Source organism: Pseudomonas sp. UBA2684, assembly GCA_002354655.1.
Taxonomy (GTDB): domain Bacteria; phylum Pseudomonadota; class Gammaproteobacteria; order Pseudomonadales; family Pseudomonadaceae; genus Aquipseudomonas.
In genome coordinates, this window is record DELY01000008.1 from 88,159 (window position 1) to 102,515 (window position 14,357).

The window sequence follows — 14,357 nt, forward strand, 5'->3', positions numbered from 1 at the left end:
CCACTGCAATCTAGGACTCAACTATGCATTCGCCATCTATGGGCGCAATGGACGCATCTGCCGTGCGCCCGAATCGCTCGTTACTACTGTTGCTGCTGTTCACGGCATTGCTGTTTCTCGGCATGCCTGACGCACTGGCCCACGCTGTTGCCGAGGGCGACAAGGGCTTTATCCAGGAAAGCTCCGGGGTGATGGTGCTGCCGTTCATCTACCTGGGCGCCAAGCACATGATCACCGGCTACGACCACCTGCTGTTCCTCTTCGGGGTGATCTTCTTTCTCTACCGCCTGAAAGACGTGGGGCTCTACGTCACCCTGTTCGCCGTGGGCCACACCGTGACGCTGCTGCTGGGCGTACTGGCGGAAATCAGCATCAGCGCCTACGTGATCGACGCCATTATCGGTTTCTCGGTGGTGTACAAGGCGCTGGATAACCTGGGCGCGTTCCAGCGCTGGTTCGGTTATCAGCCGGATACCAAGGCAGCCACGCTGATCTTCGGCCTGCTGCATGGCTTTGGTCTGGCGACCAAGATTCAGGAATACGAGATCTCGGCAGACGGCCTGGTCGCCAACCTGATTGCCTTCAACGTCGGCGTCGAAATCGGCCAGCTCCTGGCCCTGAGCGCCATTCTGCTTGTCATGGGCTACTGGCGGCGCACCGCCAGCTTCTGGCGTCATGCCTACACCGCCAACGTCGCCATGATGAGCGCCGGTTTCCTGCTGATGGGTTACCAACTCACCGGCCTGATCCTGTCTTAATTAAGGAATTCTTAGCATGTTCAATACCCAGCTTCCAACCCACAGCGAATTGCCCACCAGCCGCCAACTGCTGCGCTCCACCGTGATCGCCGTGGGCGTTGCCGCGGCCTTGCTGGTCACCGTGGTGATGCCCTCTGAATACGCCATCGACCCAACGGGTGTTGGCCGCGTACTCGGCCTGACCCAGATGGGCGAAATGAAGAAAACCCTGGCCGAAGAAGCGGCAGCGGATGCAGCGGTTCAACCAGCTGCAGCTCCAGTCGTTCAAGCCCCCGTGCCTGTTCAGCCTGTAGTCCAAAAACCCGTTGCTGCAGTGCCTGTGGCTGAACCGGCAGCAGCGCCGCAGCCAGCCCTGAAGTCCGATGAGGTGACCGTCACACTGAAGCCGGGCGAGGCCAGTGAAATCAAGCTGGAAATGCTGGACAAGGCCACGGTCAGCTACGAGTGGACCACCAACGACGTTCCGGTCAACCACGACACCCACGGCGAGCCCTACAACGGCCCGAATGGCTACTACCACAGCTATAGCAAGGCCAAGCAGGTCACGGGGGACAAAGGCGAGTTCACCGCCATTTTCGACGGCACCCACGGCTGGTTCTGGCGCAACCGCAGCAACAGCGACGTGACCATCACACTCAAGACCAAGGGCGAGTACCTGAGTGTCAAGCGAGTGATTTAGGACAGATAGCCCCTTCCGCCGATTGGCGGAAGGGTAGCTCCTGCTTGTCGGAGAGGGTGTTTCGACCACAGCAGACGATAGAGCGTTACGCTGAGCATGCGTAGATGAGACGCTTGCACTTATGAGTCCCTCAGCCACCAGAGGCCCATTAAGAGAAATGCATATGCAGCCTAAAGACCATTGGGAGCAGGTTTACTCCAGCAAAGCGGCAGACGAAGTTAGTTGGTTTCAGGAGCACGCCGTTCTGTCCCTCAAACTAATTCGAGATGCGCTAATGCCACCAACGGCTTCGATCATTGATGTGGGTGGAGGAGCATCGACACTGGTTGATGATCTCTTGGCCATTGGATATAGCAACGTCACGGTACTCGACCTTTCCGGCGCAGCGCTGGCTAAGGCAAAAGCCAGGCTCGGCACTCGGGCGGCAACTGTGCAATGGCTGGAAGCCAATATCATCGAAGCCGGTCTTGGCTCGAATGTCTACGACGTATGGCATGACAGAGCAGTCTTTCACTTTCTAACCAGCGCAGAAGAACGTCATACCTATGTCCAGGCCGTGCTGCGGGCTGTCAAGCCTGGCGGGCTGGTTATCGTGGCGACCTTCGCCGAGGATGGGCCTAGCAAATGCAGCGGCCTACCTGTAATGCGTTACGACGCAACGGAGCTTCACGCAGAGTTTGGTAAGCCGTTTGCCCTGCTTGGTCATGCAAAAGAGTCTCACCATACGCCTGGCGGAAGTGCACAGAAGTTCGTTTACTGCTTCTGCCGCAAGGTAGCCTGAATCAGATAGGCTATTAGGGGTAGCCACTGAGTAGTGGCTTGGGGACTACCCACCGTCATCGTGATTGAGAAATTCCGAATAGTCGAGACTCAGTCTTATCGTGATTAAAATCTCGGCTCACAGTTTCTGATATTTCCGGCACTGCATTTTCCTGTGCGTATCAGCCCCCCTTCAACAACCCATTGCTTCAGCCAGGTGGCCGCTTGCAAGGCAGCCTGTTCGCCATGAGTACCTAATAAGTCCTCGCACAACGAAGCGAATGAGCCTCCATCAGTAAGCAACCGCAGAGCCGAGGCTTCACCCGACTCCAGAGTACGGTACTGGCATACCAGTTCATGCCGCCAAACCAAGCAATCCAGTGGAGCGGATAGCGCAACGGCATCAGGAATATCGGCCCCTGCCTTGGCAGCCACCCATATGTCCACGGTGTTGTGCTGTAGCTGCAACCAACGAGCGGAGGGAGTGAGGCATACCCGCAGATTGATCCAGTCATCGGCTGAAAAACTGCTCATCACATCCAGCGACAACGGCACTGCATCGGGTGCGTCAAAGGCCAGGGTGAAGGCCCATTCAAGTGTGGCGAGTTCCATCATCGGGGAACGTTGCGGCTCGGCAATATAGTCGCGAATGAACTCCGTAAACTTCTCCCCCAACCAGCGTAAACTGAAATGTCTCGATGGCCACGCGCTGATATAAGCCAAGGTCAGCTGTGCAAATGACTCGTCACCTAGCCAACGGTGCAACGCTGGAAAGTCTTCCCTCATGACTGAAAGAAGCCTGGTGCGATAGGCGTTGTGGTAAATCATCAGGCCATCTGAAGCGGGCAGCACGCTGCTACCTTGGATCTGTTTTAACAGCTCGGGAGGGCTCACGCTATCGCCTGAGGCCAGGTAACGCTCCAGCGCTTCCTGCTGAGCACTCAGGCGCATGGTGCGGCAGTCCTTAGAACATTGGCGGAAATAGAACGAGCCCTGGACAGTTCTGCCAATAGCTCGTCGAAAGGCGGGAAATGATCATCCCGTTCAATAAGGGTTGCAGTAGCGCCCAGGTAGCTCAGTGCTTTGCCATACAAGGCCCAGACCGGATCAGAAATCGGCTGATCATGGGTATCAATAAGGTAATGGCCGTAGTCACTATGGCCTGCCAGATGGATCTGGCAAATCCGCTCATGGGGCAACTCCATGATGAATTGCCAAGGGTCGAATCCTTGGTTTTTCGAACTGACGTAGACATTGTTTACATCGAGCAGTAGCTCGCAGCCGGTCAGGCTGCTCAGTTCGGCCAGAAACTGAGACTCGCTCATGCAGGACGTTTTCCACTGCACATAGGCCGACACGTTCTCAAGCACCAGGGGGCGTTGCAATACATCCTGAACCAGTCGAACCCTTGATGCGACATGCAGCAAGCTCTCCTGGGTGAATGGCAGCGGAAGCAGATCATGCAGGTGGTGAGCACTGCCCCTGCTCCAACACAGATGGTCAGCGACCCAGCGGGGCTGAACTCGGTCGGCCAGATTTTTCAATTGCCGCAAGTAGCCAGCGTCGATCTCATGAGGACCGCCAATCGACAGGGAAACCCCGTGCATGACCAGCGGATATTGCTCTTTGATCGCATCGAGAAAATAGAGTGCTTTCCCCCCTCCGACCATGTAGTTCTCGGAGATGATCTCGAACCAGTCGACTGCGGGGCGTTGCTCCAGAATCTGCTGGTAGTACTCGCTACGCAAGCCCAGGCCAAAGCCCAGTGAATCGCTTTTACTCATTAGAACTCCGAGTCAAGGGAGTGACTTGCACTCCCTTGGATGGGCTTACTCGCTGGTTTTACCGCCGGCCTCATCGCACTTTTCTTGAGTCATCAAGTTGAAACCCTGACCTTTACATTCCCCCTGCCCCTTACAGGCGTTCTTTGCAGTCATGCAATCGTTTTGGCCTTTGCAGCCATTCACACCAAAGCATTTTACTTCAGCAGTTTTCGCATCCTGAGCCGCTTGAACAGGCAGGGTGGCAAATAGGCTGGCAGCAACGAGTGCCAATGCAGCACCGGTAACCACGGTATTTTTAGTCGACATAGTGGCAATCTCTCTTGAGCGTTACGTGGAGGTCAGGACTATTTAGTGCCACTGACCCGAAGAAGCTTAGGCATCGCTGCCGGGCATGCCATAAAACGAATCCGCACAGGCTTCATTAGCGGGCATGAACAGACACTACAGAGCCCTGTGGAGAATCGACAAGAGAGAAATAGGAACCTGACAGAACTGTAATGTTCAGCTCAGGTTTACGACAGGGCGCTCTGGTTAAGGTTACTTCGAGCCTAAAGCTTAACTCCTGATAGCGGCCCACTCAGGGTCATCAGGCTAACTGAACTGAATCGAGGACTTTCCAGATGAAATCAATCAAAACCCTGTTCGTGGTTATCGCTCTTACCGCTTCTTCTTTGGCAATGGCGGAAGGCGGTGGTGACCGTACTTTTGCGCGCATGGAACAGGCTAGCAAGGTCTCGATGGAAGCCTATCAACTGGCCCAGCAACAGACAAAAGAGTCGCCGGTTGCAGGCAATAAAAGCAAAACAGCCAATCACGCCAACTGCTAGTTCGCGGTCAACCTGACAGAAATGTAATCACTTAGCCGGTTGAGATATGGCAATTTCTCAAGCTCGCTGTCGGAACGATTTGAAAAATCACGACAGTGGGCAAGGCTGATAGGGAAACCCTCCCAGGATGAAGCTGGAAATAACCCAATGTCATGGTTGTTCCGCCCTGGCTCCTCTGACTGATTGGACATAACGGCATGCACTGCAAAACCTCAAGACGAACCTTCGTTAAAGGCCTGGCCGCCACCGGCATTCTCGGAGGCCTTGGCTTGTGGCGCACACCTGTTTGGGCAGTGACCAGCCCCGGACAGCCCAACGTATTGACGGGTACTGATTTCGACTTATTCATTGGCGAAACACCCGTGAATATAACCGGTGCAGCCCGGACCGCGATGGCGATTAACGGGTCCATTCCAGGACCAATTTTGCGCTGGCGAGAGGGCGATACCGTCACGCTGCGCGTGAAAAACCGCTTAGCCGAAGACACCTCGATTCACTGGCACGGCATCATTTTGCCCGCGAACATGGATGGTGTGCCTGGCTTGAGCTTCCACGGCATCGCGCCCGATGGCATGTACGAGTACAAGTTCAAGGTCAATCAAAATGGTACCTACTGGTACCACAGCCACTCTGGATTGCAGGAACAGATCGGCGTTTACGGTGCCCTGGTCATCGATGCCAAGGAGCCTGAGCCGTTCAGCTATGACCGTGACTACGTGGTGATGCTGACTGACTGGACTGATGAAGACCCAACTCGGTTATTGGCCAAGCTCAAGAAGCAGTCGGACTACTACAACCAGCACAAGCGCACCGTTGGCGACTTTATCAATGACGTAAGCGAACAAGGTTGGGCGGCAGCGGTTGCCGACCGCAAGATGTGGGCTGAGATGAAGATGAGCCCCACCGATCTTGCCGACGTCAGCGCCTATACCTACACCTACCTGATGAATGGCCAGGCACCCAATGGCAACTGGACAGGTATCTTCAAACCGGGCGAAAAACTCCGTTTGCGGTTCATCAACGGCTCGGCCATGACCTACTTCGATGTGCGTATTCCGGGCCTGAAGATGACGGTGGTTGCGGCTGATGGGCTGCACGTCAAGCCAGTCAGCGTCGATGAGCTGCGCATCGCCGTGGCAGAGACCTACGACGTGATTGTCGAGCTCGCGGACCAAGAGGCTTACACGATTTTCGCCCAGTCCATGGATCGCACCGGCTATGCGCGCGGCACTCTGGCTACACGTGAAGGTTTGAGCGCTCCAGTACCAGAAACTGATCCGCGTCCCCTGATCGCCATGGGCGACATGGGTATGGATCACGGAAGCATGGCCGGCATGGACCACGGCAGCATGCAAGGCGGCATGAACGGCATGGATCACAGCAAGATGGGCGGGATGCAAGGTGATATGGCCGGAATGGACCATAGCAAGATGGCAGGCATGGACCATTCAGGTATGGCTGGAATGGGTGCAGCAATGCAATCGCACCCAGCCTCTGAAACCAATAACCCGCTGGTCGACATGCAAACCATGACCCCGACCCACAAACTGGACGATCCAGGTATCGGCCTACGCGCTAATGGTCGTCGTGTACTGACCTATTCCGACTTGAAAAGCACTTTCCCCGACCCGGATGGCCGCGAACCCAGCCGAACCATCGAGCTGCACCTCACCGGGCACATGGAGAAATTCTCCTGGTCATTCGACGGCATCAAGTTCTCTGATGCAGAGCCTCTGCTCCTCAAGTACGGGGAGCGTGTCCGCATCACGCTAGTCAACGACACCATGATGACTCACCCCATCCACCTTCACGGCATGTGGAGTGATCTGGAGGATGCGAACGGCAACTTCATGGTTCGCAAACACACCATTGACATGCCGCCAGGCTCCAAACGCAGCTATCGAGTGACTGCCGATGCATTGGGTCGCTGGGCCTACCACTGCCACCTACTACTCCACATGGAAATGGGCATGTTCCGTGAAGTTCGTGTGGATGAGTAAAGGAGATATCTGATGAGCACTTTTATGAAGCGAAAAGCCCTGGTTGGCAGCGCTGCTATGTTGAGCCTTTTGGCTGCCCTGCATGCTCCGGTGTCGTTGGCCGGTGAAGGTCACAGTGAGCACGAACAACATGCTGCTGAGACACAGGCTCCCAAATCCGCACCTGACAAGAATGCCGCACAAGCGAAGGAAAAGGCTGCTAGTCAGCAGATGGGGCACGGGGACATGAACCATAACGGCATGGATCACGAGAGCATGATGGATAAGCATGGCGGCACCAAAGCCGAAGCAGGTTCGAACCATGACCACTAGGCTTTTACGTCCGTCCCTGATAGCACTGGCAGTGTCGCTGAGTATGCTTAGCAGCGGGTTTACCCTCGCTGCGGAAGAAATGGATCATTCGGCAATGGGCCACGGTTCCATGCCGATGGACCATAGCAAGATGAACCACGGTTCTGCCAAAGAGCCGATGGAGGGCATGGATCATAGCCAGATGGGCCACAGCCAGAGCCAAGAAAAGGCTCCGGCTATGGACCACAGCAAGATGGGTCACGGCGCCATGCAAGGGCAGATGGAGGGTATGGATCATTCAAAGATGAACCATGGTTCCGCTGAAACCCCGAGAACTACCAGTCGCACGCCTATCCCGGTGCTGACAGATGCGGATCGTGAAGCAGCGTTTCCGCCTTTACCAGGCCACAAGGTTCACGACAGCGCCATCAACAGTTTTTTCCTGCTCGACCAGTTCGAATACCAGGATGCCGATGAAGGCAGCACCTTGGCTTGGGATGCGTCCGGTTGGATTGGCGGAGACATCAATCGTCTATGGCTTCGCTCCGAAGGTGAGCGCACCAATGGCGTCACTGAGGATGCTGAATTACAAGCCTTGTACGGCCGCTCGATTGGTCCTTGGTGGGATGTAGTCGCGGGAGTTCGCCAAGACTTCAAGCCAGAGTCGCCACAGACTTGGGCCGCATTCGGCATCCAGGGCATGGCGCTGTATGCCTTTGAGGCGGAGGCCACTGCCTTTGTCGGCGAGAACGGCCAGACGGCTGCGCGCTTAGAGGGCGAGTACGACATCCTGCTGACCAATCGCCTAATTCTCCAACCGACCGCTGAAGTGAATTTCTACGGCAAGAACGATCCCGAGCGAGGCATCGGCTCCGGCCTGGCCAATGCCGAGGTCGGTCTGCGACTGCGTTACGAGATCATTCGCCAGTTCGCACCCTACATCGGCGTTTCCTGGAGTCGCTCCTATGGTAATACCGCCGACTTAGTGCGCGATGAGGGCGGGGATATTGAAGAGGCACGCTTAGTTGCCGGTATTCGGATGTGGTTTTGAGAGCCTGACATGAAAAGAACAATTAAAACCTTAGTAGCGGCGAGCGTAGTCGGAAGTATCGCGATAGGTGCCGGGGCCTATTTTGGCTTGGTCAACGTGGGTGCCGATGATCCTCACTTCCCAGCTGTGCATGCATTCCTTGCGATGGCCCGTGACCGCTCTATCGAGGTGCGCTCCAAGGACATTGAGGTTCCTAACCTCAATGATGAGGCGCTCATTAAAGCTGGCGCCGGCAACTACAACTCTATGTGCATCGGCTGCCATTTGGCTCCGGGTGTTGCTGAAACAGAGCTTAGCCAATCTTTGTATCCCGCTCCGCCGAACCTGACCAAGGTTGGTATCGATGGCAATCCAGCCGCTGCATTCTGGGTGATCAAGCACGGTATTAAAGCCACTGGCATGCCGGCCTGGGGCAAGAGCATGGGCGATCAGTACATCTGGGGCATGGTCGCGTTCCTCGATCAACTGCCGAAAATGGATGCCGGGCAGTATCAAACGCTAGTTGCATCGAGCGGCGGCCACGATCATGGCGGTGGTGAGACCCAGATGCATAACCACGAAGGTCAACATGGAAGCGCCAAGGCCGATCATCATGCCGAGCCTGGAGCAGTTGCAGATCATCATGCCTCGGATAGTTCAATGGCGAACGAAGGAGCCGATCATCACGGCGATTCGGCGAGCGGTGCGGATCATCACGCATCAGGTATGACGCCATCAGGCAGCGGTGCAGACCACCATGCGACAGATGGCCCGACGGCGGAAGGTGGCGCTGGTCATCACGACCCAGAGCAAGCTCAACAGGAGCAGACACCAGCCGCCGCTCCCAACACTCACACCCATGCCAATGGCAAAGAGCACCTTCATGACAGCTAAATGTAAAGGAGCACGAGTGGCAATGCTGGCCGCCTTGTTTATGACCTCGGCGGTTCAATCAGCTGATGCTCTGACAATCGACGTGCACCGTGATGCAAATTGCGGATGCTGCAAGAAGTGGATCTCGCACCTGGAAGCGAACGGCTTCAAAGTCATCGACCATGTGGAGCACGACATGACTTCGGTGAAGCAACGACTCGGAGTGGCACCACGACTGGCGTCCTGCCACACCGCCGTGATCGACGGCAAATTCGTCGAAGGTCACGTACCAGCAGCGCAAATCATCGAACTCTCCAAACGCGATGATCTGACTGGTATCGCCGTTCCCGGCATGCCGGCAGGCTCACCTGGTATGGAAGTTGGTGGTACCCAGCATGCCTATCAGGTTATCGGTTTGACCAAGGCTGGTACTGACCAAATTATTGCCGACTACCCCGCGAAGTGACACTTCCGCTAGAATCAAGCCCTCGACCTATCTTTTAAATCGGACACTAAATCTGTAGTGGTCAACTCACCCTGGAAATGGGCTTACCACTATAGTCACTGCTTAACGCATGCACACCATTCGCGACACACAAGGCGTCACTTGATGAATAGTTGTGCATACCTGCTGCTCCACATAACCCTTGCGGCTGAATTGGCAGACACTTGACTGAGCCCGAACTAGCAGATCGCCGGGGGTTGGGCCGCAGCAGCGTTTTGCAGTTGCCACACGCATAGTAGAACTGGCAAGCATCGACGGGCATTGTTTCCCGCCTTTCAGCACCGCCCCAAGCACAATCTCGCTCATCTCGTCCTCACATCTCTACTGTGAACTCCGTGCCTGAGCAAGGAGTCGAGGGGAAGTGATGGCAGCAAACCTAACCATCGGCAAGCTGGCGGAAACTACCGCGTCATCCACCTCAGTACCGGGCAGATATCAACCATGATGGAAGCAAAGACAAACACTCGCTTTCCCAGCCTCTGGAGCCTGTTGCTTATGGCCTGGGGTATTGCGCTGGTTTCAACCTTAGCCGCATTGTTCATCGGCGAGGTCATGGGGAAAACACCCTGCGTTCTCTGCTGGTTCCAGCGCGCATTCATGTTCCCACTGGTCGTGATTCTGGCCGTTGGTTGCTACATCTCAGATTTCGGCGTCTGGCGCTATGCGTTGCCAGTTACCGTCGTGGGCTGGCTCATCGCGCTTTACCACAGCCTGCTCTACTTCGGGGTCATCCCGGAGAGCATTAAGCCCTGTGGTGCAGGCCCATCATGCTCCAGCGCTGACATGATGATTTTCGGCAGCATCCCGCTGCCACTGCTTTCGCTGGGTGCATTCACCCTTATCGCTGTTCTTCTTGTTCTCATCCGCCGGAGGTCTTCCCTATGAGCAGACGTGCAATCGTCCTCGTCATCAGCATTCTTACTGCGCTCGGCTTCGCTGCTGCGGCATTCGTTTATGATCGATATTCGGAAAGCGAAGAAGCCCCGCCAGCGGCCCCGGCAACCAGCTCCTTAGTGCGCTTCCATTCGCCAGTTATCGGTGCCGCACATGCGCCAGTAACCATCGTTGAGTTCTTCGATCCGTCTTGCGAAGCCTGCCGTGCCTTCTTTCCACTGGTTAAGCAGATCCTGGCTGAGAACCCGAAAGATGTGCGCCTGGTTCTGCGTTACGTCCTCTTTCATGAAGGCTCTGAAACAGCGGCAAGAATCCTTGAAACCGCGCGTAAGCAGGGGGTCTATGAGCCGGTTCTGGAGGCGATCATGGCGGCCCAACCGCAGTGGCACAGCGACCCCCAAGTGCTCAAAGCCTGGGAAGCTGCTGAAGCGGCAGGCTTAGATGTGGAAAAGGCCCGCGCAGAAATGATGGCTACCGATATCACCGAAACACTTAAAACAGACGCCCAGGATGCCCAAGCGGCTGCCGTGCGCCAGACCCCCACGTTCTTTGTGAATGGCAAACCGCTCCTGAGCTTCGGTGCACAGCCACTGATTGATCTGGTTAAAGCTGAAATAGAACAAAGTAAATAGCGCTAACGGTCTGTAAAAAGACGAACCCGCACCACCTGTAATGCCTCGTGCTGAGTATTGCAGGCGGTGGCGCATTGTTTAGTGGCGGTGGCTTTTCCCAACGTGGGTATGGCCATCATCTGGAAGTGCAATGACCCCGCCAGTGGTATTCAGGCGCTGGAGGATTCCACACTCGTCTACGCCCCGCTCAAAGGCGCAACGGTGACGCAACTCAACCAACTGTTGTTGCAGCGCCAGCAGGCTGGTCACGCGCGTTTGCACATGCTCGATGTGCTCATCCACTAAGCTATTCACACCCTCACAGTTCCCCTCTGGCCGATCCATCAGCGCCAACAAGCTTCTGATCTCGTCCAGGGTCATGTCCAGTGTTCGGCAGTTACGAATAAACGTAAGCCGCTCAAGGTGCTCACTGCTGTAAAGGCGGTAATTGCCCTCGCTACGGGCCGGAGCCGGTAACAATCCCTCACGTTCGTAATAGCGAACCGTTTCAACCTGGCAATCGGCAAACTTGGCCAGCTCTCCAATTTTCATGAAATATCCCTTCGACAAACCCTTGACCCTGTAGTGGCTTCAGGGTGTTCACTCTACAGCACTGACCAATAAGGATACCCCCATGGCTGGTTGCTGCAGTGATGAACAAAAACCTGAAGCGGTTTCAACGGATGTCTGCTGTGACCCCTGCGACGCGATTAAGTGCTCCGCCACGGCAACTACAACGGCAAATGCCATGGTTGGCTCCAGGCTCAGCAGCTTTCGCATTGAACAAATGGAATGCCCTACCGAACAGACGCTGATTCAGGACAAACTGAGCAAGCTCGCAGGCGTAGATAAACTCGATTTCAACCTGATCAATCGCATTCTTGGGGTATGGCACAACTTGCCGTCGACCGCGCCTATCGAAGCAGCGATCTCGTCCCTGGGTATGCAAGCAGAACCGCTATCTGCTGAAGGGCAAGCCCGTATCAGAATCGAACAGATGGACTGTCCAACGGAAGAAAAACTAATCCGCGACAAGCTGTCCTCCCTACCTGGCATCAGCGCGCTGGAGTTCAACCTGCTTCAGCGCGTACTGACACTTAGCCACACAGCAGAAGCATTGCCAGCAGCACTGGCAGGTATTCGCGAGCTTGGTTTCACGCCAGTGGTCGAGGGATCCGCAACAGCCAACGATGAAGCGCAAGGAGCCCCGCTCAAAAAGGCCTGGTGGCCCTTGGCACTATCGGGCGTGGCCGCCATATCGGCAGAGGTGCTGCACTTCGCCGAGCTTGCCCCAGAGTGGGGTGTGGCTGGAGTAGCACTGCTCGCCATTCTGCTGTGCGGCCTGACGACCTATAAGAAGGGCTGGATCGCCCTGAAGAACCGTAACCTAAACATCAATGCGCTGATGAGCATCGCGGTTACCGGCGCGGTACTGATTGGGCAATGGCCAGAAGCGGCCATGGTCATGTTCCTCTTTGCTGTCGCCGAGTTGATCGAAGCCAAGTCGCTGGACCGGGCTCGTGATGCCATCCGCGGCTTGATGGATCTGACCCCAGAGCGCGCCACGGTGCAGCAAACAGACGGCACATGGCTTGAAGTCGAGGTTAAAACCATCGCTGTAGGCGCGCTGGTTCGGGTTCGACCTGGCGAACGAATCGGCCTCGATGGCGAGGTAACGTCCGGCAACTCCACCCTCAACCAAGCGCCCATCACCGGGGAAAGCCTGCCCGTAGAGAAAACCATAGGCGATCCGGTTTTTGCTGGCACCATCAACGAAGCCGGCTCACTGGAATACCGCGTTGTGGCCGCCGCAGCCAACACCACGCTGGCCCGCATCATTCACGCCGTCGAAGAGGCGCAGGGCTCACGTGCGCCGACCCAACGCTTTGTCGATCAATTCGCCAAGGTATACACCCCTGTCGTATTCCTCTTCGCCATGGCTATCGCCATTGTGCCGCCACTGTTTATGGCCGAGCCCTGGTACGACTGGATCTATCGTGCTCTGGTACTGCTGGTGGTTGCCTGCCCTTGCGCCTTGGTCATCTCAACGCCTGTCACCATTGTCAGTGGCCTGGCTGCGGCAGCGCGTAAAGGCATCCTGATCAAAGGCGGCGTCTACCTGGAAACCGGCGGCAAGCTTGGCTTCTTGGCACTCGACAAGACCGGGACCATTACTCACGGCAAGCCGGTGCAGACTGATTACATGCCGTTGGTTGAGCAGGACTCAGAACTCTACCGCACACATGCCGTCAGCCTCGCTAGCCGATCCGACCACCCGGTTTCGCAAGCGATAGCCAAGCATGCCATTGAGAATGGGCTGACATTTGCCGTCGTTGAAGGGTTAGAGGCCCTGCCGGGCCGAGGTGTACGAGGCACCATCGACGGCACGGATTTTCATCTGGGCAACCACCGCTTGGTGGAAGAGCTTGGCCTCTGTTCACCAGAGCTTGAAGCGACGCTGGAGCGCCTCGAACGCCAAGGCAAAACCGTGGTGGTACTGTGCAATCCGCAGCGTGCCATTGCCATGTTCGCCGTTGCCGACACCGTCAAAGACTCCAGCCGCATGGCAATCGAGGAGCTACACGCACTCGGGGTGAAAACCACGATGTTGACCGGTGATAACCCGCACACCGCAGAAGCTATCGCAAAGCAGGTCGGTATCGATGAGGCACGTGGAAATCTCCTCCCGGTCGACAAATTGCAAGCCATTGAAGCACTACAAGCCCGCGGCTATGTCGTCGGGATGGTCGGTGATGGGATCAACGATGCACCGGCGCTGGCGAAATCTGAAATCGGTTTTGCCATGGCCGCCGCTGGCACGGACACCGCCATTGAGACCGCAGATGTAGCGTTGATGGATGACGATCTGCGCAAAATCCCGGCCTTCATTCGCCTGTCCCAGCAAACCGCTGCCATTCTCAAACAGAACATCGTGCTAGCGTTGGGGATCAAGGCCTTGTTTCTCGTCATTACGCTCACGGGGCAAGCCACCATGTGGATGGCCGTCTTTGCCGACATGGGCGTCAGCCTGCTGGTGGTGTTCAACGGCCTGCGCCTGCTTAAAAAGTAGGACCGGAGGATTGGAGATGAAAGCAGCATTGCAACTCGCAATTGAACAAGCCTTTCAACAGGCCGAGCACGCCATGCAGGAAAAGCGCACTGCAGAGGCCTTTCAATGGCTGGAGCGCACGCACATCCTGACCCAGCGCCAACCCTTGCTGCATGCCAGGTCGCACTGGTTGATGCTCACGCTCGGCTGGCAGATTGGCGACTATCGCGAGGTCGCGGGGCAAATACCGCGTATTTTCGCGGCCCTGCTGTTCTCTGCGGATTCCACGCTGACTCG

17 protein-coding genes and 1 pseudogene are annotated in these 14,357 nt (G+C 56.1%); 13 read left to right on the plus strand and 5 right to left on the minus strand.

Features of this window, described 5'->3' with window-relative positions:
- Positions 1–23 precede the first annotated feature (23 nt).
- The 3 genes from B3M58_RS04175 (at position 24) to B3M58_RS04185 (ending at position 2,218) form a co-directional block, all read left to right on the plus strand.
- Positions 24–758, plus strand: a complete 735-nt coding sequence (locus B3M58_RS04175; protein WP_296217307.1) for a HupE/UreJ family protein — start codon at positions 24–26, stop codon at positions 756–758.
- A gap of 16 nt (positions 759–774) precedes the next feature.
- Entirely contained in the window at positions 775–1,437 is a 663-nt protein-coding gene (locus B3M58_RS04180) for a transmembrane anchor protein (RefSeq protein ID WP_296217308.1), read from the plus strand.
- Between the two features lie 163 nt (positions 1,438–1,600).
- Complete coding sequence (locus tag B3M58_RS04185; RefSeq protein ID WP_296217309.1) at positions 1,601–2,218, plus strand: class I SAM-dependent methyltransferase; 618 nt, start codon at positions 1,601–1,603, stop codon at positions 2,216–2,218.
- A gap of 104 nt (positions 2,219–2,322) precedes the next feature.
- On the opposite strand, the gene B3M58_RS04190 is transcribed toward B3M58_RS04185, so the two are convergent.
- Genes B3M58_RS04190 through B3M58_RS04200 form a run of 3 tightly spaced genes read right to left on the minus strand, consistent with a single transcriptional unit; the run spans position 2,323 to position 4,286 of the window.
- Positions 2,323–3,147 carry a DNA-binding domain-containing protein gene (locus tag B3M58_RS04190; RefSeq protein WP_296217310.1) on the minus strand — a complete coding sequence of 275 codons (825 nt, stop codon included), beginning with the start codon at positions 3,145–3,147 and terminating at the stop codon, positions 2,323–2,325.
- On the minus strand, positions 3,138–3,980 hold the full coding sequence (locus B3M58_RS04195) for a DUF692 domain-containing protein (RefSeq protein ID WP_296217311.1): 843 nt from the start codon (positions 3,978–3,980) through the stop codon (positions 3,138–3,140). Before B3M58_RS04195 ends, B3M58_RS04190 begins: the two co-directional genes overlap by 10 nt.
- Positions 3,981–4,025: 45 nt before the next feature.
- A complete protein-coding gene (locus B3M58_RS04200; RefSeq protein WP_296217312.1) occupies positions 4,026–4,286 on the minus strand; it encodes a hypothetical protein in 261 nt (86 codons plus the stop codon).
- Between the two features lie 314 nt (positions 4,287–4,600).
- On the opposite strand from B3M58_RS04200, the gene B3M58_RS04205 reads away from it, so the two are divergent.
- From B3M58_RS04205 to B3M58_RS04230, 6 genes are all read left to right on the plus strand, one after another.
- Complete coding sequence (locus tag B3M58_RS04205; protein WP_296217313.1) at positions 4,601–4,807, plus strand: co-regulatory protein PtrA N-terminal domain-containing protein; 207 nt, start codon at positions 4,601–4,603, stop codon at positions 4,805–4,807.
- 197 nt (positions 4,808–5,004) lie between these two features.
- On the plus strand, positions 5,005–6,807 hold the full coding sequence (locus B3M58_RS04210; protein WP_296217314.1) for a copper resistance system multicopper oxidase: 1,803 nt from the start codon (positions 5,005–5,007) through the stop codon (positions 6,805–6,807).
- A 12-nt stretch (positions 6,808–6,819) separates the two neighbouring features.
- Positions 6,820–7,119: a hypothetical protein gene (locus B3M58_RS04215; RefSeq protein WP_296217315.1), complete on the plus strand. Its 300-nt coding sequence runs from the start codon at positions 6,820–6,822 to the stop codon at positions 7,117–7,119.
- Positions 7,109–8,149, plus strand: a complete 1,041-nt coding sequence (locus B3M58_RS04220; RefSeq protein WP_296217316.1) for a copper resistance protein B — start codon at positions 7,109–7,111, stop codon at positions 8,147–8,149. Before B3M58_RS04215 ends, B3M58_RS04220 begins: the two co-directional genes overlap by 11 nt.
- A gap of 9 nt (positions 8,150–8,158) precedes the next feature.
- Positions 8,159–9,022: a c-type cytochrome gene (locus B3M58_RS04225; RefSeq protein WP_296217317.1), complete on the plus strand. Its 864-nt coding sequence runs from the start codon at positions 8,159–8,161 to the stop codon at positions 9,020–9,022.
- A complete protein-coding gene (locus B3M58_RS04230; RefSeq protein ID WP_296217318.1) occupies positions 9,012–9,467 on the plus strand; it encodes a DUF411 domain-containing protein in 456 nt (151 codons plus the stop codon). The genes B3M58_RS04225 and B3M58_RS04230 overlap by 11 nt, the downstream gene beginning before the upstream one ends.
- Positions 9,468–9,528: 61 nt before the next feature.
- Here B3M58_RS04230 and B3M58_RS22540 read toward each other — a convergent pair.
- Positions 9,529–9,789, minus strand: a pseudogene (locus B3M58_RS22540) (GDCCVxC domain-containing (seleno)protein); the annotation flags it as partial.
- A 158-nt stretch (positions 9,790–9,947) separates the two neighbouring features.
- Here B3M58_RS22540 and B3M58_RS04240 point away from each other — a divergent pair.
- The gene (locus tag B3M58_RS04240; RefSeq protein ID WP_296217320.1) at positions 9,948–10,391 is read left to right on the plus strand and encodes a disulfide bond formation protein B; all 444 of its coding nucleotides are present in this window, start codon (positions 9,948–9,950) and stop codon (positions 10,389–10,391) included.
- Entirely contained in the window at positions 10,388–11,032 is a 645-nt protein-coding gene (locus tag B3M58_RS04245; RefSeq protein ID WP_296217321.1) for a DsbA family protein, read from the plus strand. Before B3M58_RS04240 ends, B3M58_RS04245 begins: the two co-directional genes overlap by 4 nt.
- Before the next feature lie 78 nt (positions 11,033–11,110).
- Here the strand turns inward: B3M58_RS04245 and cadR are convergent, their stop codons facing one another.
- Positions 11,111–11,563 carry a Cd(II)/Pb(II)-responsive transcriptional regulator gene (gene cadR / locus B3M58_RS04250; RefSeq protein ID WP_296217322.1) on the minus strand — a complete coding sequence of 151 codons (453 nt, stop codon included), beginning with the start codon at positions 11,561–11,563 and terminating at the stop codon, positions 11,111–11,113.
- A 196-nt stretch (positions 11,564–11,759) separates the two neighbouring features.
- On the opposite strand from cadR, the gene B3M58_RS04255 reads away from it, so the two are divergent.
- Both B3M58_RS04255 and B3M58_RS04260 read left to right on the plus strand, forming a co-directional pair.
- A complete protein-coding gene (locus B3M58_RS04255; RefSeq protein WP_414704047.1) occupies positions 11,760–14,081 on the plus strand; it encodes a heavy metal translocating P-type ATPase in 2,322 nt (773 codons plus the stop codon).
- A gap of 16 nt (positions 14,082–14,097) precedes the next feature.
- Positions 14,098–14,357: DUF3703 domain-containing protein (locus B3M58_RS04260; RefSeq protein WP_296217323.1), on the plus strand; the 260-nt coding region annotated here is incomplete at its 3' end.

Coding starts and splice junctions, on each gene's coding strand:
- B3M58_RS04240 (WP_296217320.1), top strand. CDS start 9,948: ATGATGGAAGCAAAGACAAACACTCGCTTTCCCAGCCTCTGGAGCCTG.
- B3M58_RS04215 (WP_296217315.1), top strand. CDS start 6,820: ATGAGCACTTTTATGAAGCGAAAAGCCCTGGTTGGCAGCGCTGCTATG.
- B3M58_RS04195 (WP_296217311.1), bottom strand. CDS start 3,980: ATGAGTAAAAGCGATTCACTGGGCTTTGGCCTGGGCTTGCGTAGCGAG.
- B3M58_RS04230 (WP_296217318.1), top strand. CDS start 9,012: ATGACAGCTAAATGTAAAGGAGCACGAGTGGCAATGCTGGCCGCCTTG.
- cadR (WP_296217322.1), bottom strand. CDS start 11,563: ATGAAAATTGGAGAGCTGGCCAAGTTTGCCGATTGCCAGGTTGAAACG.
- B3M58_RS04220 (WP_296217316.1), top strand. CDS start 7,109: ATGACCACTAGGCTTTTACGTCCGTCCCTGATAGCACTGGCAGTGTCG.
- B3M58_RS04185 (WP_296217309.1), top strand. CDS start 1,601: ATGCAGCCTAAAGACCATTGGGAGCAGGTTTACTCCAGCAAAGCGGCA.
- B3M58_RS04175 (WP_296217307.1), top strand. CDS start 24: ATGCATTCGCCATCTATGGGCGCAATGGACGCATCTGCCGTGCGCCCG.
- B3M58_RS04210 (WP_296217314.1), top strand. CDS start 5,005: ATGCACTGCAAAACCTCAAGACGAACCTTCGTTAAAGGCCTGGCCGCC.
- B3M58_RS04255 (WP_414704047.1), top strand. CDS start 11,760: ATGGTTGGCTCCAGGCTCAGCAGCTTTCGCATTGAACAAATGGAATGC.
- B3M58_RS04225 (WP_296217317.1), top strand. CDS start 8,159: ATGAAAAGAACAATTAAAACCTTAGTAGCGGCGAGCGTAGTCGGAAGT.
- B3M58_RS04190 (WP_296217310.1), bottom strand. CDS start 3,147: ATGCGCCTGAGTGCTCAGCAGGAAGCGCTGGAGCGTTACCTGGCCTCA.
- B3M58_RS04200 (WP_296217312.1), bottom strand. CDS start 4,286: ATGTCGACTAAAAATACCGTGGTTACCGGTGCTGCATTGGCACTCGTT.
- B3M58_RS04205 (WP_296217313.1), top strand. CDS start 4,601: ATGAAATCAATCAAAACCCTGTTCGTGGTTATCGCTCTTACCGCTTCT.
- B3M58_RS04245 (WP_296217321.1), top strand. CDS start 10,388: ATGAGCAGACGTGCAATCGTCCTCGTCATCAGCATTCTTACTGCGCTC.
- B3M58_RS04180 (WP_296217308.1), top strand. CDS start 775: ATGTTCAATACCCAGCTTCCAACCCACAGCGAATTGCCCACCAGCCGC.